Annotated in this window: 24 protein-coding genes; 14 read left to right on the top strand and 10 right to left on the bottom strand. The window is 64.5% G+C overall.

Going from position 1 to position 25,161, the window contains the following annotated elements; translation table 11 throughout:
- Window positions 1-121: 121 nt before the first annotated feature.
- Both ctaD and B6V73_RS04575 read left to right on the top strand, forming a co-directional pair.
- Window positions 122-1,792 (top strand): cytochrome c oxidase subunit I, encoded by a 1,671-nt coding sequence (gene ctaD / locus B6V73_RS04580; protein WP_075776256.1) that lies wholly within the window; start codon window positions 122-124, stop codon window positions 1,790-1,792.
- A gap of 92 nt (window positions 1,793-1,884) precedes the next feature.
- On the top strand, window positions 1,885-2,421 hold the full coding sequence (locus B6V73_RS04575) for a DUF2244 domain-containing protein (RefSeq protein ID WP_088719115.1): 537 nt from the start codon (window positions 1,885-1,887) through the stop codon (window positions 2,419-2,421).
- A gap of 21 nt (window positions 2,422-2,442) precedes the next feature.
- On the opposite strand, the gene B6V73_RS04570 is transcribed toward B6V73_RS04575, so the two are convergent.
- On the bottom strand, window positions 2,443-2,628 hold the full coding sequence (locus B6V73_RS04570; protein WP_075776258.1) for a DUF3008 family protein: 186 nt from the start codon (window positions 2,626-2,628) through the stop codon (window positions 2,443-2,445).
- An 80-nt stretch (window positions 2,629-2,708) separates the two neighbouring features.
- Window positions 2,709-3,173, bottom strand: a complete 465-nt coding sequence (locus tag B6V73_RS04565) for a GatB/YqeY domain-containing protein (protein WP_075776259.1) — start codon at window positions 3,171-3,173, stop codon at window positions 2,709-2,711.
- Window positions 3,174-3,343: 170 nt separating this feature from the next.
- Here B6V73_RS04565 and carA point away from each other — a divergent pair, with 170 nt between their 5' ends.
- Both carA and B6V73_RS04555 read left to right on the top strand, forming a co-directional pair.
- Complete coding sequence (gene carA, locus B6V73_RS04560; RefSeq protein WP_088719116.1) at window positions 3,344-4,507, top strand: glutamine-hydrolyzing carbamoyl-phosphate synthase small subunit; 1,164 nt, start codon at window positions 3,344-3,346, stop codon at window positions 4,505-4,507.
- Window positions 4,508-4,760: 253 nt separating this feature from the next.
- Complete coding sequence (locus tag B6V73_RS04555) at window positions 4,761-6,662, top strand: glycosyltransferase (RefSeq protein ID WP_240504106.1); 1,902 nt, start codon at window positions 4,761-4,763, stop codon at window positions 6,660-6,662.
- Here B6V73_RS04555 and B6V73_RS04550 read toward each other — a convergent pair whose 3' ends face one another.
- Entirely contained in the window at window positions 6,663-7,316 is a 654-nt protein-coding gene (locus B6V73_RS04550; RefSeq protein WP_075776261.1) for a GntR family transcriptional regulator, read from the bottom strand.
- Window positions 7,317-7,412: 96 nt separating this feature from the next.
- Between B6V73_RS04550 and B6V73_RS04545 the strand changes: the two genes are divergently transcribed.
- The 3 genes from B6V73_RS04545 (at window position 7,413) to B6V73_RS04535 (ending at window position 9,870) form a co-directional block, all read left to right on the top strand.
- The gene (locus B6V73_RS04545; RefSeq protein ID WP_088724652.1) at window positions 7,413-8,114 is read left to right on the top strand and encodes a pyrimidine 5'-nucleotidase; all 702 of its coding nucleotides are present in this window, start codon (window positions 7,413-7,415) and stop codon (window positions 8,112-8,114) included.
- Between the two features lie 113 nt (window positions 8,115-8,227).
- Window positions 8,228-8,455 (top strand): hypothetical protein, encoded by a 228-nt coding sequence (locus B6V73_RS04540; RefSeq protein WP_075776263.1) that lies wholly within the window; start codon window positions 8,228-8,230, stop codon window positions 8,453-8,455.
- Window positions 8,456-8,658: 203 nt separating this feature from the next.
- Window positions 8,659-9,870, top strand: coding sequence for a UbiH/UbiF family hydroxylase (locus B6V73_RS04535; RefSeq protein WP_088724651.1), 1,212 nt, complete (start codon window positions 8,659-8,661; stop codon window positions 9,868-9,870).
- Here B6V73_RS04535 and B6V73_RS04530 read toward each other — a convergent pair.
- The 5 genes from B6V73_RS04530 to ppk2 form a co-directional block, all read right to left on the bottom strand.
- Window positions 9,867-11,225: an MATE family efflux transporter gene (locus B6V73_RS04530; RefSeq protein WP_088724772.1), complete on the bottom strand. Its 1,359-nt coding sequence runs from the start codon at window positions 11,223-11,225 to the stop codon at window positions 9,867-9,869. The two genes, B6V73_RS04535 and B6V73_RS04530, sit on opposite strands and share 4 nt — an antisense overlap.
- A 100-nt stretch (window positions 11,226-11,325) precedes the next feature.
- Complete coding sequence (locus tag B6V73_RS04525) at window positions 11,326-11,922, bottom strand: cytochrome b/b6 domain-containing protein (RefSeq protein WP_088724650.1); 597 nt, start codon at window positions 11,920-11,922, stop codon at window positions 11,326-11,328.
- Window positions 11,923-11,928: 6 nt separating this feature from the next.
- Window positions 11,929-12,372, bottom strand: coding sequence for a cytochrome c (locus B6V73_RS04520; RefSeq protein ID WP_075776266.1), 444 nt, complete (start codon window positions 12,370-12,372; stop codon window positions 11,929-11,931).
- Window positions 12,373-12,635: 263 nt separating this feature from the next.
- The gene (locus tag B6V73_RS04515; protein WP_088719121.1) at window positions 12,636-13,238 is read right to left on the bottom strand and encodes a class I SAM-dependent methyltransferase; all 603 of its coding nucleotides are present in this window, start codon (window positions 13,236-13,238) and stop codon (window positions 12,636-12,638) included.
- 93 nt (window positions 13,239-13,331) lie between these two features.
- Window positions 13,332-14,285 (bottom strand): polyphosphate kinase 2, encoded by a 954-nt coding sequence (ppk2, locus tag B6V73_RS04510; protein WP_240504105.1) that lies wholly within the window; start codon window positions 14,283-14,285, stop codon window positions 13,332-13,334.
- Window positions 14,286-14,483: 198 nt separating this feature from the next.
- On the opposite strand from ppk2, the gene B6V73_RS04505 reads away from it, so the two are divergent.
- From B6V73_RS04505 to B6V73_RS04480, 6 genes are all read left to right on the top strand, one after another.
- Complete coding sequence (locus tag B6V73_RS04505) at window positions 14,484-15,143, top strand: glutathione S-transferase family protein (RefSeq protein WP_088724648.1); 660 nt, start codon at window positions 14,484-14,486, stop codon at window positions 15,141-15,143.
- Between the two features lie 221 nt (window positions 15,144-15,364).
- Entirely contained in the window at window positions 15,365-15,700 is a 336-nt protein-coding gene (locus B6V73_RS04500) for a hypothetical protein (RefSeq protein ID WP_143597868.1), read from the top strand.
- Between the two features lie 123 nt (window positions 15,701-15,823).
- Complete coding sequence (parE, locus tag B6V73_RS04495) at window positions 15,824-17,779, top strand: DNA topoisomerase IV subunit B (RefSeq protein WP_075776271.1); 1,956 nt, start codon at window positions 15,824-15,826, stop codon at window positions 17,777-17,779.
- Complete coding sequence (locus B6V73_RS04490) at window positions 17,772-18,281, top strand: super-infection exclusion protein B (RefSeq protein ID WP_088724647.1); 510 nt, start codon at window positions 17,772-17,774, stop codon at window positions 18,279-18,281. Before parE ends, B6V73_RS04490 begins: the two co-directional genes overlap by 8 nt.
- A gap of 316 nt (window positions 18,282-18,597) precedes the next feature.
- Window positions 18,598-19,449, top strand: a complete 852-nt coding sequence (locus B6V73_RS04485; protein ID WP_088719124.1) for an aldose 1-epimerase family protein — start codon at window positions 18,598-18,600, stop codon at window positions 19,447-19,449.
- Window positions 19,446-19,949: a gamma-glutamylcyclotransferase family protein gene (locus tag B6V73_RS04480; RefSeq protein ID WP_088719125.1), complete on the top strand. Its 504-nt coding sequence runs from the start codon at window positions 19,446-19,448 to the stop codon at window positions 19,947-19,949. Before B6V73_RS04485 ends, B6V73_RS04480 begins: the two co-directional genes overlap by 4 nt.
- Here B6V73_RS04480 and pdeM read toward each other — a convergent pair.
- On the bottom strand, window positions 19,922-20,569 hold the full coding sequence (pdeM, locus tag B6V73_RS04475) for a ligase-associated DNA damage response endonuclease PdeM (protein WP_075776276.1): 648 nt from the start codon (window positions 20,567-20,569) through the stop codon (window positions 19,922-19,924). The genes B6V73_RS04480 and pdeM overlap by 28 nt on opposite strands.
- A complete protein-coding gene (locus B6V73_RS04470; RefSeq protein ID WP_088724646.1) occupies window positions 20,566-22,971 on the bottom strand; it encodes a ligase-associated DNA damage response DEXH box helicase in 2,406 nt (801 codons plus the stop codon). The genes pdeM and B6V73_RS04470 overlap by 4 nt, the downstream gene beginning before the upstream one ends.
- 305 nt (window positions 22,972-23,276) lie before the next feature.
- Here B6V73_RS04470 and ilvD point away from each other — a divergent pair, with 305 nt between their 5' ends.
- Window positions 23,277-25,112 carry a dihydroxy-acid dehydratase gene (gene ilvD / locus B6V73_RS04465; protein ID WP_075776278.1) on the top strand — a complete coding sequence of 612 codons (1,836 nt, stop codon included), beginning with the start codon at window positions 23,277-23,279 and terminating at the stop codon, window positions 25,110-25,112.
- Window positions 25,113-25,161 lie beyond the last annotated feature (49 nt).

Genomic DNA, 25,161 nt, shown 5'->3' with positions numbered 1-25,161 from the left:
CATTTTTTCACGGCAGCGTGTGCTGAATTCTTGCCCTGCCCTCCAAATCTTCATAACCTCCCGACATTCAGACCCAAAGGGACGGGAGACCCGGGTCTGTCGGGAGAAATGGGAGATCACTATGGCGGACGCAGCCGTTCACGGCGAGGGCGCACATGAGTCGCGCGGGTTCTTTACCCGCTGGTTCATGTCGACCAATCACAAGGATATCGGGATCTTGTATCTCTTCACCGCAGGCGCGGTGGGGCTGATCTCGGTCCTGTTCACAGTTTACATGCGCCTCGAGCTGATGGAGCCGGGCGTGCAATACATGTGCGCCGAAGGCGCGCGCTTCATCGCTTCGGCCGAGGAATGCACCCCCGACGGGCACCTCTGGAACGTGATGATTACCTATCACGGCGTCCTGATGATGTTCTTCGTCGTCATCCCGGCGCTGTTCGGGGGCTTCGGCAACTACTTCATGCCGCTCCAGATCGGCGCGCCGGACATGGCCTTTCCGCGGATGAACAACCTCAGCTACTGGCTCTATGTCGCGGGCACCTCGCTCGGGATCGCCTCGCTGCTGGCGCCGGGTGGCGGCGGCGGCTCGGGCTCGGGCGTGGGCTGGGTGCTCTACCCGCCGCTATCGGTCCACGAGGGCGGTTATTCCATGGACCTCGCGATCTTCGCCGTGCACGTCTCGGGCGCCAGTTCGATCCTTGGCGCGATCAACATGATCACGACCTTCCTCAACATGCGCACGCCGGGCATGACGCTGCACAAGGTGCCGCTCTTCGCCTGGTCGATCTTCGTGACCTCCTGGCTGATCCTGCTCTCGCTGCCGGTTCTGGCAGGCGCGATCACCATGCTGCTGATGGACCGCAACTTCGGCACCACCTTCTTCGATCCGTCGGGTGGCGGCGATCCGATCCTGTACCAGCACATCCTGTGGTTCTTCGGACACCCCGAGGTCTACATCATCATCCTGCCGGGCTTCGGCATCATCAGCCACGTCATCGCGACCTTCTCGCGTAAGCCGGTCTTCGGCTACCTGCCGATGGTCTATGCGATGGTGGCGATCGGTGTTCTGGGCTTCGTCGTCTGGGCGCACCACATGTACACGGTCGGCCTGTCGCTGACCCAGCAGAGCTACTTCATGGTGGCGACGATGGTGATCGCGGTGCCAACCGGCGTGAAGGTGTTCAGCTGGATCGCGACGATGTGGGGCGGCTCGATCGAGTTCAAGACACCGATGCTCTGGGCGATCGGTTTCCTGTTCCTGTTCACAATCGGCGGCGTGACCGGCGTGGTGCTCAGCCAAGCCCCGCTCGACCGCGTCTACCACGACACCTATTACGTCGTGGCGCACTTCCACTACGTGATGTCGCTGGGGGCGGTGTTCGCGATCTTCGCCGGCGTCTACTTCTGGATCGGCAAGATGTCGGGGCGCCAATACCCGGAATGGGCCGGCAAACTGCACTTCTGGATGATGTTCATCGGGTCCAACCTGATCTTCTTCCCGCAGCACTTCCTCGGCCGTCAGGGCATGCCGCGCCGCTACATCGACTACCCGGAGGCCTTCGCCACCTGGAACTTCGTCAGCTCGATCGGTGCGTTTATCTCGTTCGCCAGCTTCGTGTTCTTCCTCGGCATCGTGTTCTACACCCTGTTCAAGGGTAAGCGCGTCACCGAGAACAACTACTGGAACGAGTATGCCGATACGCTGGAGTGGACCCTGCCCTCCCCGCCGCCGGAGCACACTTTCGAAGAGCTCCCGAAGCGCGAGGATTGGGATCACGCACACGCGCACTAGTGATCTACATCTCCTGATAACGAGAACGGCCCCGGAGCGATCCGGGGCCGTTTGCAAAAGGGCGAAAGGTTGCAGGAAGGACCGGGCGGATCATGCCCTATCGCTGGACGGATACCGAAGGCCAAACCATGGAGGCGCCCCGCTCCGAGGCTGCGCCCCTGCCCGATCAATTGCATCTGTGGCCCTACCGCTCCTTGCCGCGTAAAGGTTTCGTCTTCTTCATCGCGGCGACCGTCGTCATGGTCAGCCTGCCGCTACTTTCACTGCTGGGTCACGTGGAGCTTTGGGGGCTCTTGCCCTTCATCGCGCTCGCCATCGCGGGGGTGTGGTGGGCGATCTCGCACAGCTATCGCACGGGCGAAGTGCTCGAGATCCTGACATTCAACGGGCCCGAGCTGCACCTTATCCGCCACGAACCGGGCAAGCCGTCGCGCGACTGGGCGGCGAATCCACATTGGGTACAGGTCGATCTTCACGGAAAAGGCGGGCCGGTCGCAGCCTACCTGACCCTGCGAGGCGGCCCTCGCGAGGTCGAGATCGGTGCTTTCCTCACGCCCGAGGAACGGCAACGACTGCACCGCGAACTGGTGATCCGGCTCGCAGCCGCGCGTGCGCCGCTGCCCTCCTGATCCCCGCGGCAAGCGGACGGATCAGTCGTCCTTGCTGTCGGGAAGATCCTTGCGCTTGGTGCTCGCGATATCGTCGAGCTCGCTCTCGGACATGCTGTCATACATTTCCTTCGAGGCGCCCTGAAGATCGCCCACCTTCATCTCGCCGCGCTTGGCGGCAAGCGCCGCGCCCGCAGCTTTCTGCTGTGCCTTCGATTGTGCTGGCATCGCCGCCTCCTTTCAAAAATGCGCAAAAGAAAACGCCCCACGAGGGGGCGTTGTTCCCGGCCAGCGAAGGCAGCTGCCGATCACGAGGCGAGGCGATCCTTCACCATCGGGCCCGCCTTCGAGAAATCCATCTGTCCGGTGTATTGGCCTTTCAGCTCACCCATCACGCGGCCCATGTCGCGAATCGAATCCGCACCGAGTTTCGCGATGGCCGCTTCGATGGCAGCATTCACCTCGTCTTCGGTCAGCTGGCGCGGCAGGAATTCCTCGATCACGCGGATCTCGGCCTGTTCCTTCTCGGCCAGTTCCAGCCGCCCGCCCTCTTCATAGGCACGCGCGCTTTCCTGACGCTGTTTCACCATCTTTCCCATGATCGCAAGCACTTCGGCGTCGCCGACAGTGCCCTCGCCCTCGCCTTCGGCACGCATCGCGATCTCGCGGTCCTTGATGGCGGCATTGACCAGCCGCAGCGTCGAGAGCCGCTCCTGATCCTTTTCCTTCATCGCCGTTTTCAACGCGGCGGCGATCTTGTCGCGCATTTGCATCACATCGTGTCCCTACTTCCGTGAAGGCGCCAGAATAGCGGTATTGCGAAACGCGCACAACTCTTGCAAGTTGTTGATAAATAAGCAATTCGCAATTATCTCGTGCCCTCTTGACCCCCGCGCCCAGCGCGTCTAGGTTCCGGCGAATTTTGACATCGGGGAGTCGCGCCATGCCTGCAAGCCAGTCCGCATCGGAAAAGCCCACTGCATTGATCGCACTCGCTGATGGCTCGCTGTTCTACGGGAAGGGCTTCGGCCGCCCGGGCGAGACAGTGGCCGAACTGGTCTTCAACACGTCGATGACCGGCTATCAGGAAATCATGACCGACCCCTCCTATGCGGGCCAGGTCGTGACCTTCACCTTCCCCCATATCGGCAATACCGGCGTGAACCCGGAAGATGACGAAACCAACGATCCCGTTGCCGCCGGAATGGTGGTGAAATGGGACCCGACCGAGCCGTCGAACTGGCGCGCCGCCGAGACTCTGGTCGAGTGGCTGGAGAAGCGCGGTCGCATCGGCATCGGCGGCATCGACACTCGCCGCCTCACCCGCGAAATCCGCCAGCAAGGCGCGCCGCATGTCGCGATCGCCTACAACCCCGACGGGGTCTTCGACATCGAGGCGCTGGTACGCAAGGCCCGCGAATGGTCCGGGCTCGAAGGGCTCGATCTCGCGAAAGACGTGACCTGTGCGCAAAGCTACCGCTGGGACGAGATGCGGTGGGCCTGGCCCGAGGGTTACAAGAAAGCCGAAGGCAACGACCTGAAAGTGGTCGCCATCGACTACGGCGCGAAGCGCAACATCCTGCGCTGCCTCGCCTCGGCTGGCTGCGACGTGACCGTGCTGCCAGCCACCGCGACGGCCGAGGACGTGCTCGCGCTTGAACCCGATGGGGTCTTCCTGTCGAACGGTCCGGGCGATCCGGCAGCGACCGGAGAATATGCCGTGCCGATGATCAAGGGCGTTCTCGAAACCGAGCTGCCGGTCTTCGGTATCTGCCTCGGCCACCAGATGCTGGCGCTCGCGCTTGGCGCGAAGACCGTCAAGATGAACCACGGACACCACGGGGCGAACCACCCGGTGAAGGACCTGACCACCGGCAAGGTCGAGATCACCTCGATGAACCACGGTTTCGCGGTCGACAGCCAGACCCTGCCCAAGGGTGTGACCGAGACCCATGTCTCGCTGTTCGACGGCTCGAACTGCGGTATTGCGATGGCCGATCGCCCGGTCTTCTCGGTGCAGTATCACCCCGAGGCGAGCCCTGGCCCGCAGGACAGCTACTACCTGTTCGAGCGTTTCGCGACCGCGATGCGCGCGCGCAAGTCGTAACGCGCTTCCGGCGACTATAGGCTCGGAACTGAGGTTAACTGCCTATTAATCAAACGCTCGCATCCTGCCTTCAAGGACAGATGCGAGGTTTGGCATGGGCGCGCGGCAAAAGCTTTTCGAAACACCAGCGACTGACGCCAAACCGGCGCCGCTGCTGCTGACCAATCCAATCGCGAATTCCATTGCTCCGCTCAGACGGCGCAGCCTTGATGCTAAGCCAAAACGACACGCCGGCCGCGCCGCGCGCCCACCTCTGGGAGAAATCCTGCTGGATCGGGACGCGGTCGATCCGGCCGATCTGCTTACGGCGTCGGCGCTTCGGCAGCGCGAAGATGTAAGGCTTGGTGATATCCTTCTCGCGAATGGCTGGGTACACGAGACCGATCTGATGGCCGCCTTGGCTGAACAACGACATGCCTCAGTGGTCGACCTGCAAGCCGAGCCGCCCGATCCTCGCCTCATCGATGCCATCGGACCTGAGCTTTGCCTGAAGCACGCGATGGTTCCCTGGCGGCGCGTCGGCGGCGTCACCCTCATCGCGACCGCACGGCCCGAGGATTTCGAGGCTCTACAGGCTTCGCTACCCACGTGCCATGCGCCCTACCGGCTCGTACTGGCCGCGGAACGCTGCGTGCATGACAGCCTGCTCACATGCCGCGAGACCGCGCTGATCCGACACGCCGAGATCAAGGTCGACCCGGTCGAGAGCTGCCGCAACCATAACGAACGGCGCGCCAGCCGGATCGCGGCGGGGCTCGTCGCGGTGACCGGGCTCGGAATGTTGCTTGCGCCCAACCTGCTTCTCGGCCTTTTCTTCGGGTGGGTGATGCTGACGCTCGTGGGTTCGATGGCGCTCAAGCTCGCAGCCTTTGCGAGCGAGATCACCGAACAACGCAAGCCCAGCCCCGACCCACTCATCCTGGGCGCGCCGAAAGGGCGGCTGCCGATCATCTCGGTGATGGTCCCGCTGTTTCGCGAGACCGACATCGCGGCGCGGCTCGTCTCGCGGCTCGGCAAGCTGCGCTATCCGCGCGAATTGATCGATGTGATCCTCGTCATCGAACACAGCGACACGATGACCCGTGCGGCTCTTGCGAACGCCGATCTGCCACGCTGGATGCGGGTGGTCACGGTACCGGACGGGCCGATCAAGACGAAGCCGCGCGCATTGAACTACGCGCTGAACTTCTGTCGCGGCTCGGTGATCGGTGTCTGGGACGCCGAGGACGCGCCCGAGCCGGATCAACTGCAGATCGTCGCCCAACGCTTCCTCGCGGCCCCGCCCGAGACGGCCTGCCTGCAAGGGGTTCTCGACTATTACAACCCGCGCACCAATTGGCTCGCGCGCTGCTTCACCGTGGAATATGCGACGTGGTTCCGGATGTTCCTGCCCGGGCTCGCGCGGCTCGGCTTCGTCGTGCCCTTGGGCGGAACGACCCTCTTCTTCCGCCGCGACGCGCTGGAGGAGCTGGGCGGCTGGGACGCGCATAACGTGACCGAGGATGCCGATCTTGGCGTGCGTCTCGCGCGGCACGGCTACCGCACCGAATTGATCGCTGCCGCCACCTTCGAGGAGGCGAATTGCCGCGCCCTGCCTTGGGTCAAACAGCGCTCGCGCTGGCTCAAGGGCTACGCGATGACATGGGCGGTGCATATGCGCGATCCGGTGCAGCTCTGGCGGGATCTGGGCACGAAACGCTTTCTCGGCGTGCAGATCCTGATCCTCGGCTCGCTCTCACAATATGTTCTGGCGCCGGTCTTGTGGAGCTTTTGGCTCGCGCTGTTCGGGCTTTGGCATCCGATCGCGAGCGCCCTGCCCGGCCCGGTCTTCGCGTTGGTTATGGGGACTTTCATTCTGTCCGAGTTGATCGCGATCACGACCTCTGCCTGGGCCTGCCGGGGGGCGGAGCATCGCAACCTGATAAAATGGATCCCGACGCTCCACCTCTATTATCCGCTGGGCGCGCTGGCGGGCTGGAAGGCGCTCTACGAACTGATCGCGCGCCCCTTCTACTGGGACAAGACGAGCCACGGCATTTTCGACGACAGTGACGCGACAGCGTCGGAGGCCCGACCCGGCGACGAGATCGCCCCCGCAGAGGCCGCGGCGCGCCCGCCCCCGCAACGCGAGGCCCATTCACCGCTTATCGGATAATCACAGAGCCTCGGCCCAGTGGCCCGCCGTCCCGTGATGCGCCGCGTCGAGCGTGAGGCGCGTCTCGAAGGCGCGCGAGATGTGGGCCCGCAGCGCCGAGGCCGCCGCGTCGCCATTGCCCTCGCGGATCGCATCGACAATCGCCTGATGCTCGTCGAGCGCCGCCTCGCCCCGGCCCTTCACCGCAAGAGAGGTGGTCGCGAGAAGCGCCATCGAGCGGTGCACAAGATCGAGCTGCTGGACGAGGTAACGATTATGCGAGGCGAGGTGAATTTGGTGGTGGAACCGGCGGTTGGCCCGGCTCAACGCCTCCGGATCGTCGAGTTGACCGCGATCTTCGTCGATCATGTTCTGCAGCACCCGGACCTCTTCGGGAGCCGCATGTTTCGCAGCCAGCTGCGCCGCCAGCGCCTCCAGTTCGGCGCGCACGACATACAACTCCGCCAACTGGTTGTGATCGAGCGAGGCGACGATGAGCGAACGCCCGTCGCGGGCCAGCATCTGTTGGGTTTCGAGCCGCTGCAACGCCTCGCGCACCGGGGTGCGTGACACTCCGAACCGCTCCGCCAATTCGGATTCGACCAAGCGGTCCCCGGGGCGGTAGACGCCTTCGTCGATGGCGTCGAGTATGAGAGTGTAGGCGTCTTTTTGCATGCATCCTGCTTTCGAGATCTGCCAGAGATTAGGCGCGGCGCGCACCCGGTGACAAGCAGATTGCACCCGCGCGCCCCGCAACTTAGCTTGCAGCCCATGACAGACAGCACCGCGCCTGCCCCCGCCTCCGCCTCCCCCGCCGACCGCGACCTCGCTGCCGAGTTCGCGCATGTCGACGCCTGGGTGTTCGATCTCGACAACACGCTCTACCCGCCGGAGGCGCGACTCTTCGACCAGATCGAGGTGAAGATGACCGATTTCGTGATGCGCTCGCTGGGCGTTGATCGGGCGCGGGCCGATCACCTGCGCAACCACTACTGGCAGCTTTACGGCACCACGCTGGCCGGGCTGATGCACGAGCACGACGTCGACCCGGCGCCCTATCTGCACGAAGTCCACGAGATCTCACTCGATCATTTGGTCAAGGATGATGCGCTGCGCGAAGGCATCGACGCGCTCCCGGGCCGCAAGATCGTCTACACGAACGGCTCGGCCCCCTATGCCACACGGGTCATCGAGGCGCGTGGGCTGACCGGGCTTTTCGACGGGGTCTATGGTGTCGAGCACGCGGAGTTTCATCCAAAGCCGCGCGGCGAAGCCTTCGACCGGATATTCGCGCAGGCCGAGATCGAGCCCACGCGCGGCGCTATGTTCGAGGACGACGCCCGCAACCTGCGCCATCCCCATGCACTCGGCATGAAGACCGTGCATGTCGCCCCCGCCCCTGCGCCAGAGGATCACATCCACTACCACACCGCCGATCTCGCCGGGTTCCTCCGGGAGATCACGCGCGATTGAAGGCAAAGTGACGACTCTGCGACAATATGGCACGGCTTCGCGTCTTTATCGGTCCGCGATGCATCTTTAAGTGACGGGGGCCTGTCAGGGAGACAGCAAACGGGAGAATCGATATGACCATGACGACTGCCGACTCCGGCGTTTCGGCCTATGCGGCCAATCATTCCGAAACCGAGCACAAGCAGATTACGCCTGCTTTCATGTTCACCCTCGCGCTTGTCGTCGTGGCTCTGGCCGCTGGCATGGTTGTGACCATGGGCCTCGGTGGCCTCATCCTCTGGGCTGTTGGCGCGACCTGGATCATGCTCGCCCTTCTCGTGGTGATGACCGCAGGCGGCTGACGTCCTATTCGAAGAATTCTCGCCCATGGCGAACACGGCCCGGATCCGCGCGATCCGGGCTGTTTCTTTTTGTGCTCCCCCTTCGGGATTTGAGCGGGGCCGTCTCGCGTTCCGCTGTGTCGCCACGTCGCATCCCAGCGGCGGATCATTGCACCTGCCCGCGCCGGAGGGCAAAATGGCACGGACATTGACGGAGGCGCCCCATGGCCGAGACCCGCACACCCATCGACACCGATATCCTGATCTCCGGCGGCGGCGTCGCCGGCCTGACCGCAGCCGCGGCCTTCGGGCAGGCGGGCTTCACGACGATCTGCGTCGATCCCACGCCGCCGGTCACCGAAGAAGCAGCCGAGGGCGCGGATATGCGCTCGACCGCGTTCCTGCGTCCTTCGCGGGAGGTGCTGAAAGCGGCGGGAATCTGGGATCGGCTCCTGCCCTATGCCGCGCCGCTGCAGATCATGCGGATCGTGGATGCGGGCGGCGAAAGCCCGACCGCACGGCTGACCCGCGATTTCGACGCGGCCGACTTGTCCGACGAACCCTTCGGCTGGAACTTCCCGAACTGGCTGCTGCGCCGCGAGCTGGTCGCCGCCCTTGCCGATAATCCGCTCGTCGATTTCCGCCCCGGCATCGCGACGACTGGCCTCGTGACCCGCGAAAGCGGTGCCGAGGTGACGCTGTCCGACGGCACCCATGTGCGCGCCCGTCTCGTGATCGGGGCCGACGGCCGCAATTCCTTCGTGCGCGAAGCGGCTGGCCTCGGCGTAAAGACGATCCGCTACGGCCAGAAGGCACTGGCCTTCGCTGTCACCCACCCGATCCCGCATGACAACGTCTCTACCGAGATCCACCGCTCGGGTGGGCCGTTCACGCTGGTGCCGCTGCCCGACCGCGATGGCAAGCCGTCTTCCGCGATCGTCTGGATGGAGCGCGCCGCCGAGGCCGAGCGCCTCGCCGCGCTGCCCACGGAAGCGTTCGAAGCGGCGATCATGGAACGCTCGACCGGGCTTCTCGGGCCGCTGAAGCTGGAGACCCGCCGCGCTGTCTGGCCGATGATGACGCAGATCGCGGATCGGTTCTCGGGCCAGCGTGTGGCCCTGATCGCCGAGGCCGCCCATGTCATTCCGCCGATCGGCGCGCAGGGGCTGAACATGAGCCTCGCCGATCTGGCCTGCCTTCTGAAGCTGGCCGAGGAAGACCCGGTGCATCTGGGCGAGGCGAAGATGCTCGACGCCTATCACCGTCGCCGCTGGCCGGAGGTGAAGGCGCGCGAGGTGGGGATCGATCTGCTCAACCGTGCCTCGATGGTCGAGGCCCAGCCACTGCGCGATCTGCGCGCGGGCGTCTTGGGCGCGCTCTATTCGCTCGGACCGGTGCGCAAGACGTTGATGAAGGCGGGGCTTGGCGTGCGTTAAGCCGCTGCCGGACGCGGATGCAGCCATGCACCGCGCCAGAACCGCAGCATCATCATCGCCCCCGCCGATGCGAGGCCGAGGACGAGGCCGAACCACAGCCCCACCCCGCCAAGATCCAGCGTGAAGGCGAGAAAGTAGCTGGCCGGGATGCCGATCAGCCAATAGCTCGCCACCGCCATCCACATCGGCACGCGCGTATCTTGCACGCCACGCAGCAGTCCCAGAGCCATCACCTGCATCAGGTCGAACAGCTGGAAGATCGCCGCGACCATCAGAAAGCGAACGCCGTAGAGGACGATCTCGGGCGTGGCCGGGTTGTCCGCATCGAGAAACAGGCGCGTGAGCCAAGGCCCCGCGAAGACGAAGACCGCGACCGTCAGCAAACCGAAGCCCAGCGACATCCCCGTCACCGCCAACGCCCCGTCACGCAGCAGGCGCGGGTCACGCCGCCCATGCGCCCGACCTGCCCGCACGGTGGCTGCATTCGAGAGACCGACATGCACCATGAAGGTGATCGAGGAGACCTGCAGCGCGATCCCGTGCGCGGCCAGTTCGACCGTGCCGATCCAGCCCATCATCAGCGCCGAGGCCTGAAACATCGAGCCTTCCGCGACGGAGGTCAGCCCCACCGGCAGCCCCATCTTCGCAACGATCCAGAACGCCTCCCAATCGGGCCGCCAGAAGCGCTGGAACAGCCGGATATGAGTCAGTCCGGGCGCACGCGCGGCATAGATCGCCTGCGCGACGAGGTTCAGCACCATCGCGCTCAGCGAAGCGATCGCCGCACCGCGCACGCCCAGTTCCGGCGCGCCCCAATTGCCGAAGATCAGGATCCAGTTGACGCCCGCGTTCAGCAGAACGGCCCCCAGCGTGATCCAGAGCAGCACCGCCGTGCGCTCCTGCGCCGACAGGTAGGACCGGATCACCATCATCGCGAGCCCCGGCGCGAGCGCGAAGCCGAGGATGCGCAGGTAATCCTGTGCGAGCGCCGCGATCTCGGGCTTCTGACCCAGCAGCTCCAGCACCGCGCCGGAATTCCAGAACAGCGGGAGCATCGCGACGCCGAACAGGATCGATAGCCAGATCCCCATTCGGGTGTCGCGCCGCGCCTGCACCTCGTCATCCGCGCCCAGGCTCGCCGAGACGCGCCCCATCACCGCCAGCGCGATCCCGTTGCCCAGCATGAAGATAGAGAAGAAATAGGAGGTGCCCAGCACCAGCGCCGCCAGCGCCTCGACGCCATACCAGCCCACCATCACCGTATCGGTCACGTTGAGCAGCATCTGCGCGAGATTGGAGCCGATCAGCGGCAGGCCCAGAGTGAAGATCGCCCGCACATGGCGGGCGAGAGGCATCGCTTGGCTCTGCGACTGGGGCGGCGGCGCGCTCTGATGGGGATCGTTGCTCGTCATGAGCGAGCGCTAGCCCCGCCCGCTGCGGCGGTCAAGAGAGCGGTTACTCCCCCACCTCTTTCTTGCCGGTAATCATCGGCTTGACGAGATTCACGCCCTTCCACGCCCGATAATAGACGATGGCCGCGATATGGATGCCGACCACGATCAGCAGCAAGGTCGAGACAAGCTCGTGGATCTTGGGCGCCGAGCTCGTGCTGATGCTCTCGGGCACGGAGCCCGCAAGCGGACCGACGTTGATATAGTCCTGCGGATCGGATGTCAGCCCGGTCACGACCTGCACGATCAGTAGCCCCAGCATCACGACGACAGACCAGCCGCCAAGCGGATTATGCCCGACATGGTCGGAGCTTTCCTTGGATGGCAGGTGGCGAAGATAATCCGCCACCTCCTTGGGCCCATAGAGGAAGTGCGAGAACCGCGCCGTGCGCGGCCCCACGAACCCCCAGATCAGACGCACCGCCAACAATCCCGCGATGACGTAGCCCGCATAGAAATGCCATGTCATCTGGTTCGGCCCCCACTCCCCTAGGCCCCAGGCAACGGCAAAAGCCAGCACCAGAAGCCAGTGGAACAGGCGCACGACGGGATCCCAGACCGTGACGGTCTTCTTCGCGGGGGCGGCGGCAGTGTCTTTCATCAGGTGTTACTTCGCGCGGAACTCGTCATGGCAGCTCTTGCAGGCGCCGCCGAGTTTCCCGACGGCCGGCTGAAGCGTGTCGAGGCTGCCCGCTGCGGCAGGCATCTCCGCCGCGGCCTGATGCAAACCGTCGAGCTTCTGCCCGAAGAGATCCATGTTCGACCAGATTTCCGATTTCGCGTGGGTCTCCATCATGTCGTCGACCGAGGTACCCTCGACGAAGAGCGGACGGATATCGACCTTGGCGAGCGCCGCGATGTTGTCAGCGGCGGTCTGTGCCTTGGCCGCGTCGAACTCGGTCTTGCCCTGCGCCATTGGCGCGAGCACGGCCATCTGGGCGCCGAGCAGATCGAAATAGCCCTGGCGCGCGTCCACCGCATCCTTGGGCGATTGCGCGAAAGAGGCGGTAGCGGCGAGGGTCAAGGTCAGGGCGAGGAGAGGCTTGCGCATGAGGAACTCCAGTCTGCGATGGCGAAAACGTATCGACTTGATGTTACACGCAATCGTGTCATTCCGAAGACACTCCTTTGTGCGCAAACACACATCTCCCCTCGCGGAGCGATAGGCACGCGCGGGCGCTTCGGCGAGTTCCGGCCGACCGCCGAGGGAGGATGCAAAAACGCCTGAATGCCGAGCAGAAAGCGCGACGGAACATCGAGCGTTATGCGTAGAAGCCGCGCGAAGTCCCGAATTTCCTGCCGAAAGCTGCAGAATCACCGCGCGGGTTTGCGGGCGACGAAATCGATCAGCGCCGCGCGCCCGGAATGGCCCGCGCCCTCGTCTAGATCGGCATCGTAATCGGCCTGATGCAGCACCTCCCAGCGCGGGAAGGCGTCACGCAGGAGATCGAGATCGTAAAGCTGTTCCACGATCCCCGGGCCGCCCGTGCCGTAGCGCGGCTGGCGGCGCGCGAAGCCGTGGATCAAAGCGAGACCGCCGGGTTTGAGTGCGGTCGCAATGCCGTCGAAAATCTCTGCCCGAAAGGCGGGGTCGGCGAACTGGATGAAGCAGGCGAGCACGGCGTCGTATTCCCCCCGCGGCCAGTCGTAGCCGCGCAGATCGGCGTCGATCGTCTGCATAGACACGCCCCGCTCCTGCGCCAGTTCGGCAGCCTTTCGGCGCGCGTTTTCCGAGGGTTCTAGGGCGGTCACCTGCAGCCCGAGGCTCGCGAGATAGGTGCCGTTGCGACCTTCGCCATCGGCGATACTCAGAAGCCGCGCCCCAGGCGCGAGACGCCACGCCTGACGCGCCACGAAATCCGCCGGGGTCGTGCCATAGAGATACTCGTCTCCGGCGAATCTTTCGTTCCAGCCCATGCGCTCCTCCGGTTCCTCTCTTTGACATGGATTGCGACACGCCAAGGGACAAGGCGAAAGGGGCCCGGGAGTTCCCGCTCGGCGATCACATGCTCAGGATTTGGTCACGCGACGCTGATCGGGATGAAGAGATGCACCAAGTATATGCTGCGAGGAATGCACGACATGGCTCGCATGGCCGACGATCAGCGGATCGGGCGGTGTCGCAATCGAGGGATCCTTGTCGGGATAGTCCAGCGTCGAGAGGAAATGCTTCATGCAGTTCAGCCGCGCGCGCTTCTTGTCGTTCGACTTCACGATGGTCCAAGGGGCATCGGCGGTATCTGTATAGAAGAACATCGCCTCCTTCGCCTCGGTGTAATCGTCCCAGCGATCGAGGCTTGCCAGATCGATCGGCGACAGCTTCCAGCGCTTGAGCGGATCGGTTTCACGTGCCGTGAACCGGCGGCGTTGCTCCTCGCGGGTGACCGAGAACCAGTATTTGTAGAGCCGGATGCCCGAGCGCACGAACATCCGCTCCAACTCCGGGGTTTGGCGCATGAATTCGAGGTAGTCGTTGGGTTTGCAGAAGCCCATCACGCGTTCGACGCCCGCGCGGTTATACCAGCTGCGATCGTAGAAGGTCATCTCCCCCGCGGTCGGCAGATGCTCGACATAGCGCTGGAAATACCATTGACCCTGCTCCTCCTCGGAGGGCTTGTTGAGCGCCACGACCCGGGCGAAGCGCGGATTGAGATGCTCGGTGAAGCGCTTGATCGTGCCGCCCTTGCCCGCCGCGTCGCGGCCCTCGAAGAGGATCACGAATTTCTCGCCGGTCTCCTGCGCCCATTTCTGGACCTTGAGCAACTCGGCCTGAAGCTGCGCTTTCTCCGCCTCGTAAGCGGGGCGCGCCATTTTGCGACGATAGGGATATTTGCCCGTCTCGAAGGCCAGCCGCACCGCGTTGGGATCGACGCGCGGGAATTGCTTCGGGCCCGCCTCCTTCAGCAGGGCCTCGACGCCTGCGGGCGATCCCTCCGCCGGTCGGGAATGCGCGTCGACCGCCATCTCGGCGGCCGCGGCTTTTGCAGTCGTATCCCGTTCGGTCGTGGCCTGATCCTTCATGCCTATCCCTCCGTTGGCTGAACCTTGCGAAGCGTCGCGCAATCCCGCGTGATGTGCCTTGATACGTGTCAAAAACCCGTGTCTGCTGGCCTTCCGGCGGAAAAAAACGCCCCCAAAATCGCTCGAAACGAGGGAACGGACATGATCACGATCTACGGCAACTATCATTCGCGGGCGAGCCGGGCGCTCTGGCTGCTCGAGGAGTTGGGCCTGCCGTTCCGTCTGCGCCGAGTCGTGCAGGCGAACCGGTTCAAGGATCCGCTCGCGCCGGAGGTGCCGCTCAACACCCGCTCGCCCGAGTTCCGCAAGCTCTCGCCGATGGGCGCGATCCCGGTGCTGGAGGAAGACGGGTTGATCCTAACGGAGTCGCTTGCGATCAACCTGCATCTCGCTCGCAAGGCGGGCGGGCCCCTTGCCCCCGCGCATGAGCGCGAGCTGTCGCTGATGGAGCAATGGGCGCTCTTCGCCGCGACCTGGATCGAGACCGACGCGCTCGCGCTCAGCTTCGTCTATCGCCGCAAGGAACAGGACACGCCCGAGGGCAAGGCCGAGATCGCATCCCTCTGCTCGAAGCTCGCTCGCCCGCTGACGACGCTCGAGACCCATCTGGAGACGCATAGCCATATCGTGGGTGGCCGGTTTACCGTGACCGATCTCAATCTGGCGGAGGTTCTGCGCTACGGGCAGGACCACCCCGAGTTCCTCGCCCCCTATCCGCGACTGCAAAGCTGGATCAAGCTTTGCCAGAGCCGCAAGGCCTTCCGGGCAATGTGGGACAAGCGCGAGGCCGAGGCGATTTGATTCGGCGGGTTCGGCGTAACGTCTAGACCGAAAGGTATACGCGCAGGGATGCACGTCCGCGTCTTTGCTCAAACCATGGGCAGGCGCTTAGCCACCACTTCGCCTTTCGGTCAGGTCCGCCTTACCAAGCGGTCAGGATTTCCGCAGCAGGGCAAATTCAGGTTTGGCCAAGATCTTTCCCTTACGTCATCTTAACGGGGTGAAGAGGGTTAGAGGACACCATGCCTGCCTTGCTTGGATACAGCTTGTGTTTGAGTGCGACGCTGGTCGTGATCGCGGGCGATTTCATTCTGAAATCCGCGGTTGAAAGGGGGCACGCGCTGCATTCGCCGTCTGTCTTGCTCGGTGGCGCGCTTTATGCCGCCTCGGCAGCAGGTTGGTTTCTGGCCTTGCGGCAGGTGTCGCTGGCGCAAACCGGCGTGGCCCCGACGCTTTTCACGTTGATGGCTCTGGTGACGATGGGGGTCGTACTGTTCGGCGGAAAACTCGCCCTACGGGAAGTCCTCGGTATCGCAATGGCGGTGGGGTCGATGCTGCTCATGGCGCGCGTCGCTTGAGAGTCGGTCGTTTCCGGGGGTTGTGGGGCTTTCGGAACGCATCGGGGCGGAGGGGTCTTCTTGCTCCTCCGCCCCAACCTGCGGTATCTCTTGTTTAGAAAACTACAAGAGAAAGCGAGCAGCATGGCCGACGATCTTCTGACGCCCCAGACCGATTCCTATGACGCCTCCTCGATCGAGGTGCTCGAAGGTCTCGAACCCGTGCGAAAACGCCCCGGCATGTATATCGGCGGCACGGACGAACGCGCGCTTCATCACATGGTGGCCGAGGTGCTCGACAACTCGATGGACGAAGCGGTGGCCGGTCACGCCAGCCGCATCGAGGTCGAGCTGCTGGCCGATCACTCGATCGTCGTGCGCGACAACGGGCGCGGCATCCCGATCGACCCGCACCCGAAATTCCCCGGCAAATCCGCGCTGGAAGTCATCCTCTGCACGCTGCACGCAGGCGGCAAGTTCTCGGGCGATGCCTACGAGACCTCGGGCGGTCTGCACGGGGTGGGCGCTTCGGTGGTGAACGCGCTGTCGGATTCGATGGTCGTTCAGGTCGCCAAGAACAAGGAGCTATATGAACAGCGCTTCTCGCGCGGCATCCCGGAAGGTCCGGTCGAAAAGATCGGCGCGGCGCCGAACCGGCGCGGCACCACGGTCACTTTCCATGCCGACGAGCAGATCTTCGGCCATCACCGGTTCAAACCCGCGCGCTTGCTGAAGATGGTGCGTTCGAAGGCGTATCTCTTCTCGGGCGTGGAGATTCGCTGGAAATCCGAGATCGACGACGGCGAGACGCCGACCGAGGCCACCTTCCACTTCCCCGGCGGCCTCGCCGATTACCTGACCGAGACGCTGAGCGGCGCCAGCACCTATGCCGACCGCCCCTTCTCGGGCAAGGTCGAGTTCCGCGAGAAGTTCAACGTGCCGGGTTCGGTCGAATGGGCGATCAACTGGACGCCCTCGCGCGACGGTTTCATCCAGTCCTACTGTAACACCGTGCCCACCCCCGAGGGCGGCACCCATGAGGCGGGCTTCTGGTCCGCGATCCTCAAGGGCATCCGCGCCTATGGCGAGCTGGTGAACAACAAGAAGGCCGCGCAGATCACCCGCGACGACCTGATCACCGGCGGCTGCGCGCTGGTCTCGTGCTTCATCCGCGAGCCGGAATTCGTGGGCCAGACCAAGGACCGTCTGGCCACCGTCGAGGCGCAGCGTCTGGTCGAGGGCGCGGTGCGCGACCACTTCGACAACTGGCTGGCCTCGGACACGAAATCCGCAGGCGCGATCCTCGATTTCCTCGTGCTGCGCGCCGAGGAACGCCTCAAGCGCCGGCAGGAGAAAGAGACCCAGCGCAAATCGGCCACCAAGCGGCTGCGCCTCCCCGGCAAGCTGGTCGACTGTTCGGCCACTAACCGTTCGGGCACCGAGCTGTTCATCGTCGAGGGCGACTCGGCGGGTGGCTCGGCCAAGATGGCGCGCGACCGCAAGAACCAGGCGCTGCTGCCCCTGCGCGGCAAGATCCTCAACGTGCTCGGCGCGGCAAGCTCAAAGCTCGGCTCGAACCAGGAGATCAACGACCTGACGCAGGCGCTCGGCGTCGGCCTCGGCACCAAGTTCAACGTCGACGACCTGCGCTATGACAAGATCATCATCATGACCGACGCGGACGTGGACGGCGCGCATATCGCCTCGCTCCTGATGACCTTCTTCTTCACCCAGATGCGCCCGATGATCGATCAGGGGCACCTCTATCTCGCCTGCCCGCCGCTCTACCGCCTGACCCAGGGCGCCAAACGCATCTATGTGGCCGACGACGCCGAGAAGGAGGCGATGCTGGAGAAAGGTCTGGGCGGCAAGGGCAAGATCGACGTGCAGCGCTTCAAGGGTCTGGGCGAGATGGACGCGAAGGACCTGAAAGAGACCACGATGAATCCCGAGACGCGCAAGTTGATCCGGGTCACGATCCACGACGACGAGCCGAACGAGACCGGCGATCTGGTGGAGCGCCTGATGGGCAAGAAGCCCGAACTGCGGTTCCAGTATATTCAGGAGAACGCCCAGTTCGTGGAGGAGCTGGATGTTTGAGAGCCTCTTGGCAGGCCTTTCAGATCTAAGACCTTTTGCTTGGCGGACAGCTCTGGCATTTCTCGTTGTTTCTGGTGCAGTCTTATTTCTTCCCGGGAATATTAGAGAAACCTTTGGTTTGGCCAAAATTTTATCAACATCTCGGCCTGCAGTCGGACTGTTGTTTCTTCTGTCGCTTGGTATTTTAGCTGTGGAGGTCTTTGACTGGTTTAAGAAGAGTGTCACCCAGGCCATCGTCAATCGGCGCCACTATCGCTTTTTGAAGCACCACCTCGTCAATCTGTCGAATGACGAGAAACAGATACTTCGTAGTTTCATATCGGAAGATCGTTCGACGGCTGTGTTTCCTCTTTCATCTGGCACCCCAAATTTCTTGGAGGGGAAGAAAATACTAACTCGGTCCTCCCACCTCGGCATTCCCGGGGCAGGCGATCTTTTTGCATTCTCAATCCAGCCAGTAGCTTTGAAGATACTAAGAAAGCATCCGGATTTTCTGGACTGATGTCTGCCCGGGCGACCAGCCCGGGCAGCGCCCGACCCTCCCCCCGGGAGGGCGCATTGGCGATGCAGCCCACAGCCCCACCGTCCTCCGGGCTTGCAAGATAAACCGCTCAAACCAATCGACAGCGAAGCCCCCTACACCGCGACGCGCGGCGCGTTCGCCGCTGAAGGCTTCCAAAGGAAGCCCTCCGAGACGCGGCTCACCCCAAGGTCGGGCGCTGCCCCCCCTCACTCGGCACGAAACGGACGCGGGCTTGGATCATCTCCGGCGGCGCGATACCAAGGCGAGACACGTCACAACCTCCGGATCCCGACACATGCCGCAGATTTCTTCCGACAGCCTCAGCGTCACCATCGCCGATCTGGGCGCTGAGATGCAGGGGCTGAGCTATCAGGGGCAGGAGCTGCTCTGGGAGGGCGACCCGGCCTGGTGGAGCGGGCAGGCCCCGATCCTTTTCCCCATCGTCGGCCTTCCCGCGCCCGACGGGGTGACGATCGATGGAACGCCCCACGCGATCTCCAAGCACGGCTTCGCCCGCGACCTGCCCTTTCGCGTGACCGAGCTGACGCAATCCCGCTGCTGCCACCTGCTCGAACCCTCGCATGACACGGCGGCCTATCCGTTCGATTTCCGTCTTGAGATCGTCCACGAAGTCGTGGGGTCGGAACTGCGCGTCACCGCTACTGTGAGCAATGCGGGCGAGCGAGAGATGCCGTTTTCCTTCGGCTTTCACCCCGCGTTTCGTTGGCCGCTGCCCGGTGCGACCGGCCCGCATCGGATCGAGCTGAGCAACGGCGCGGAGCCTGCGCTCGCTCGGCTCGTGGATGGTATGCTGGGGCGCGCGCGGATGCCTTCGCCCTTCACGACGGGCGCGCTGACCCTCGATCCGGCACAGTTTGAAGACGACGCGATGATCTTCCCTGAAGGCGCGGGCGACGGGCTGCGCTATTGCGGAGAGGGCGGGCCGGTGCTCGATTTCCGCTTTTCCAACCTGCCCAATCTCGCGCTGTGGCAGAAACCCGGTGCGCCCTATATCTGCATTGAGCCGTGGCACGGGCTGCCTGCTTCGGAAGGCGCCGGGCCGGAACTGGCCGCGCGACTCGACAGCATGATCTTGCCCCCCGGCGGGCAGGAGACATTCGCGATGAGCCTGAGGGTAAGCGGATGATCCCCTACCTCGCCTACGGGTCCAACTTGCTGACCACCCGGCTTGCCGCGCGCTGCCCTTCGGCGCGCGTCATCGGCCATGCGGAGATCCCCGGACATTCGCTCGATTTCTCGAAACGCGGGCGCGACGGGAGCGCAAAGGCCACGATCACGCAGGGCGACGCGAGCACCCGAGGCGTGTTGTTTGAGATCGCGGAGAACGACATTCCAGCGCTCGATGCCGCCGAGGGGGCCGGGCTGCATTACGAGAAAATCGCGCTAGTACTCGAGGACGGCGCACGTGCCTTCACCTATCGCGCCTTGCAGCGCCGGGACGGGATCGCGCCGTTCGAATGGTATCTCGCCCTGATCCGCGCAGGGCGGCGCGAGCATGGTCTGGGTCTGGACGACCTCGCGCCGGTCGTGCCGATCCCCGACCCGGAGCCCGATCGCCCCGGCTTCATCGCGGCGCGCGAGGCGCTGGAACGGGCGGGCTATCGCGACTGGCGCAGCGCGCTCTGACCGATCGGGCGCATCGGCATCCCCGGCCCCGTCAGCACCGCTACCCCCGGCCCGACCAGCGACGACAGCTCCGGCCCGTCGCAATCCAACCCGCCGGTATAGGTGCCGAACGCGGGTAGGATCAGGTGATCGCGACCGATGAGAAACGCCCGATAGGCGCGCCGGGCGATCTTGGCTTTGGGATGGTAATGGCCGGAGAGGTCCGGCCCGACACCGGCGATATGGCGCAGCGTGAGCGGGCCGATCTGCGTCTCCTCGACGGTCCGGCCCAGGCCGATCGGATCGTGGTTTCCCGCGATCCATAGCAGCTTGGTCAGGGCCGCGAGCCGGGTTAGACGCCCGGCGATCTCCGGGGCGATTTCGCTCGCGGCCGCGTCGTCATCGAAGGCGTCACCAAGGCTGATCAGCCGCGAAGGCCGTAGGCGCAGCACCTCGGCCTCGAGCCGGATTACCGTGTCGAGGCTCTCGAAGGGCGGCAGCAGCGCACCGCCGCGCCGCGCCATCCGCTCGGACTTGCCCAAGTGAAGATCGGCCACGATCAGCGCGTCCTCCTCGCGCCAATAGAGCGCGCCCGACGGTTGCGCCTCGAACCGCTGCCCCGCGAAGGTGATCTCTCTCATTCCAGCCCCGCCTCGCGCATCATCGCCTGCGCCTCTTCTTCCATCAGTCGTGCCTCGCCCGTGCCGCCGCGAATGCCGACCTGCCCATGTTCGAGCAACAGCGGCGCGGCCAGCGGCGTCACATGCGGGGCGCGGATATGCACGATTCTCTGCCCTTGGGCCAGCATCTCCTCGATCCGCTCGAAATCGACAAGACCGCGGCTAGCCTCTTCGCGAGTGATGCGCAGAAGGAGGTGATCGGGATCGTAGCGGCGCAACGTGTCATAGAGGATGTCCGAGGAAAACGTCGCCTGTTTGCCCGATTTGCGCTGCCCCGGCAGATTGCGCTGAATGAGCCCTGCAATCGTCGCGATCGACCGAAACGCGCGCTTCATCACCGCGTTGCTCTCCAGCCAGTCGCGCAGGCCTTCCCGCAGACCTTCTGCCGACAGCAGCGGGGCGGGATCCTCGACCGGGTCGATCGACCAGATCAGCAGCGCGTAATCGGTGGCAACGAAGCCGAGCGGCCCCAGTCCCGCCTGCTCCATCCGGTGCGTCAGCAGCAGTGCGAGCGTCTGATGCGCGTTGCGCCCCGCGAAGCCATAAAGACAAAAGAATGCCCGTCCGCCGCGCAGGAAGGTCTCGCAGGTCAGTGTACCGGGTGCTGGCAGGGTCGAGATATCGCGCTGCAATGCCAGCCAATCGCGGGTGTGGGGTGGCAACTGGTCCCAGTCTTCCGGCGAGGCGATCAGCCGTTGCACCCGCTGCGACAGCTCTAGCGAGGTCGCCATCTTCAGCCCCGAGAAGACGGCGATCTTCGGCTCGCGCGTGGCGGCATTCGTCACCTCGACGACCATCTCGCGCAGGCTCTCGTAGCGCACCACCTGTCCGCCGATCAGGAACGTGTCGCCGGGGGAAAGAGACGAGGCAAAGCCTTCCTCGACCTCGCCCAGAGGCGTGCCGCCGCGCCGGGATTTGCGGCGGACTTTCAGCTTCTCGGTCTCGGTGATCGTGCCGATATTCATCCGCAGATCGCGGGTCGCGCGGGGGTCGCGGAGCTGCCATTTACCATCACGCTGCAGCAAGCGCTGCCAGCGGTCATAGGCCCGCAGCGCGTAGCCGCCCTTCGCGCAGAACTCGAGACAGGCATCGAAATCGGCGCGCGGCAGCGTGGCGTAGGGCCCCGCCCCCAGCACCTCGGCATAAAGCGCATCCGCCTCGAACGGCCCGGCGCAGGCGGTCAGCAGGATATGCTGGCACAGCACGTCGAGCGGGCCGCGCCAACGTCGTCCGCCGCCGTCGAGATCGTTCTCGCGCACGGCCTCCAAAGCGGCGGCGCATTCGACAATCTCGAAGCGGTTCGCGGGCACTATCCGGGCGCGCGAAGGCTCGTCATATCGGTGATTGGCGCGCCCGATCCGCTGCACGAGGCGTTTGACGTTCTTCGGTGCGCCGACCTGCAGAACCAGATCGACATCGCCCCAGTCGAGCCCCAGATCGAGCGAGCCGGTACAGACCACCGCGCGCAGAGCGCCATTCGCCATCGCCTCCTCGACCTTGTGCCGCGCTTCCCGCGAAAGCGAGCCGTGATGCAGCCCGATCGGCAGGGCGTTGTCATTCACCTCCCAGAGCGCCTGAAAGAACAGCTCCGCCTGTGCGCGCGTGTTAAGAAAAACGAGGCTGAGGCGTGCGTCCTCAATCGCCGCCATCACGTCGCGCGCGGCGTGCCGTCCGCCGCCGCCGGCCCAAGGCGCGGGGAGCTCGGTCGGCAACATCTCGATATCAGGCGGCGGGCCCGGGTCGGCCATGATCACCCGCGCGCCGCCCATGAAATCTGCGAGCGCCTGCGGGGCCTCGACCGTCGCCGACAGCCCGGTAACGGTCAGGCCCGGCGACAGGCTGCGCAACCGCGCGACGCCCAGCATCAACTGGTCGCCCCGCTTGCTTTCGGCCAGCGCATGGATCTCGTCGAGCACCACCCGTTTCACCCCCGCGAAAATCTTCGGCGCCTCGGGGTATGACAGCATCAGCGCGAGGCTCTCCGGCGTCGTCAGCAGGATCTGCGGTGGATCGACCCGCTGACGACGGCGCTGCGTGGCCGAGGTGTCGCCGGTGCGATCCTCGATCCGCAGGTCCAGCCCGATCTCGTCCACCGGCGCGCGCAGGTTGCGGGCGATATCCTTCGAGAGAGCCTTCAGGGGCGAGACATAGAGCGTGTGCAGGCCGTCATGGTTCTCCGCCAGATCGACGAGCGACGGCAGGAAACCGGCCAGCGTTTTGCCGCCCCCGGTCGGCGCGATCAGGAGCGTATCTTCGCGCGACGCCAGCACCTCCAATTGGTGTCTATGCGGCTCCCAGCCGCGGCTGGCGAACCAGTCGGAGAAGCGTTGCGGCAGGAGGGGCGTGGCGGCGGTGTCGGGCATCGGATGAAAGGTAGGTGAAGGCGGCGGATGCGCAAGCTTTGCCGCGTGTCTTCCGGGGGCGTCGCGCGCGCGCCGCGCAAGACCATCGTCTCCCGTATGAGGCGCCCTGCGTCGCGCCACGCGGCGCGCTCCCCGCTCAGGCTTCCACTGGAAGCCCGCCGAGACGCGCTCTCCCCAACATCTCGCACCATCGCACAGTCCACCCGCGCCATCTCGCCACTGTTCATCGGGCGATCCATGTTATATTCAGGCCCGCGACAGGAAATTGCCCGAGTCCCCTCGGGCGCGACAGAAACGGAAATCTTATGGCCTTTTATCGTTCCCGTAGATCCACCCATGGCCGCAACATGGCAGGTGCGCGCGGTCTGTGGCGCGCCACCGGCATGAAGGATGACGACTTCGGCAAGCCGATCATCGCGGTCGTGAACTCCTTCACCCAATTCGTGCCCGGTCACGTCCACCTCAAGGACCTCGGCCAGATGGTCGCGCGCGAGATCGAAAGCGCGGGCGGTGTCGCGAAGGAATTCAACACCATCGCCGTCGACGACGGGATCGCGATGGGCCATGACGGGATGCTCTACTCCCTGCCCTCGCGCGAAGTGATCGCCGACAGCGTCGAGTACATGGTCAACGCCCATTGCGCCGATGCGATGGTCTGCATCTCGAACTGCGACAAGATCACCCCCGGCATGATGATGGCCGCGATGCGCCTGAACATCCCGGTGATCTTCGTCTCCGGCGGCCCGATGGAGGCCGGCAAGGAAGGCGCGGAAATCATCGGTCACGACCTTGATCTGGTCGATGCGATGGTCGCGGCGGCCGACGAGAAATACTCCGACGAGGACGTGCTCGCGATCGAGAAGGCCGCCTGCCCGACTTGCGGGTCGTGCTCTGGCATGTTCACCGCGAACTCGATGAACTGTCTCGCCGAGGCGCTGGGGCTGGCCCTGCCCGGCAACGGCTCGATGCTCGCCACCCATGCCGATCGCAAGGAACTGTTCCTCGAGGCGGGCCGCAAGATCGTCGAGATCACGCGCCGCCATTACGAGCTGGAAGACAAGGGCCTGCTGCCGCGCGAGATCGCGACCTTCGAGGCCTTCGAGAACGCGATGAGCCTCGATATCGCGATGGGCGGGTCCACGAATACCGTGCTGCACCTGTTGGCGATCGCGCATGAGGGCAAGGTCGAGTTCACGATGGAAGACATCGACCGGCTGAGCCGCAAGGTTCCGGTGTTCTGCAAGGTCGCGCCGGCGAAGCAGGACGTCCATATGGAAGACGTCCACCGCGCAGGCGGTATCATGGGCATCCTCGGCGAGATGAACCGCGCCGGCCTGATCCACGAACACGTGCGCACCGTGCACTCGGAAACGATGGGCGAAGCGCTCGCGAAGTGGGACGTGATGGTGGCGAATGACGACGCCATCCACCAGTTCTATCGCGCGGCTCCGGGCGGCGTGCGCACCACGCAGGCGTTTTCGACAGAGAACCGCTACAAGGAGCTCGACCGCGACCGTAAGGGCGGCGTGATCCGCACCGCGGAACATGCCTTCTCGCAGGATGGCGGTTTGGCGGTGCTCTACGGCAACATCGCCGAGCAGGGCTGCATCGTGAAAACCGCAGGCGTCGACGACTCGATCCTGAAATTCTCGGGCCCCGCAAAGGTATTCGAGAGCCAGGACGACGCGGTGTCGGGCATCCTCACCGGCAAGGTCGTCGAGGGCGAAGTGGTCATCATCCGCTACGAAGGCCCGCGCGGCGGCCCGGGGATGCAGGAGATGCTCTACCCGACCTCCTATCTGAAATCGAAAGGCCTCGGCGCCAAATGCGCGCTGTTGACCGACGGGCGGTTCTCGGGCGGCACGTCGGGCCTCTCCATCGGCCATGTGAGCCCGGAAGCGGAAGAAGGCGGCACGATCGGCCTCGTCGAGACCGGCGACATCATCGAGATCGACATCCCGAACCGCACGATCAACCTCGCCGTGGCCGACAATGTTCTGGCCGCACGCCGCGAGGCGAAAGGGCCGCTGCCGTGGAAACCGGCAGAGCCGCGCAAGCGGGCCGTTTCGACCGCACTCAAGGCCTATGCTCTGCTGGCCAGCTCGGCGGCGAAGGGCGGTGTGCGCATCCTGCCCGATTGATCGGCTGACATCTCGATTTGAAACGGCCGTCCCTCGGGGCGGCCGTTTT

It is taken from the genome of Thioclava sp. JM3 (assembly GCF_002213185.1).
GTDB classification, from domain to species: domain Bacteria; phylum Pseudomonadota; class Alphaproteobacteria; order Rhodobacterales; family Rhodobacteraceae; genus Thioclava; species Thioclava nitratireducens.
Note: the sequence above shows the minus strand (reverse complement) of the source record. Positions and strands in the feature narration are given on the sequence as shown.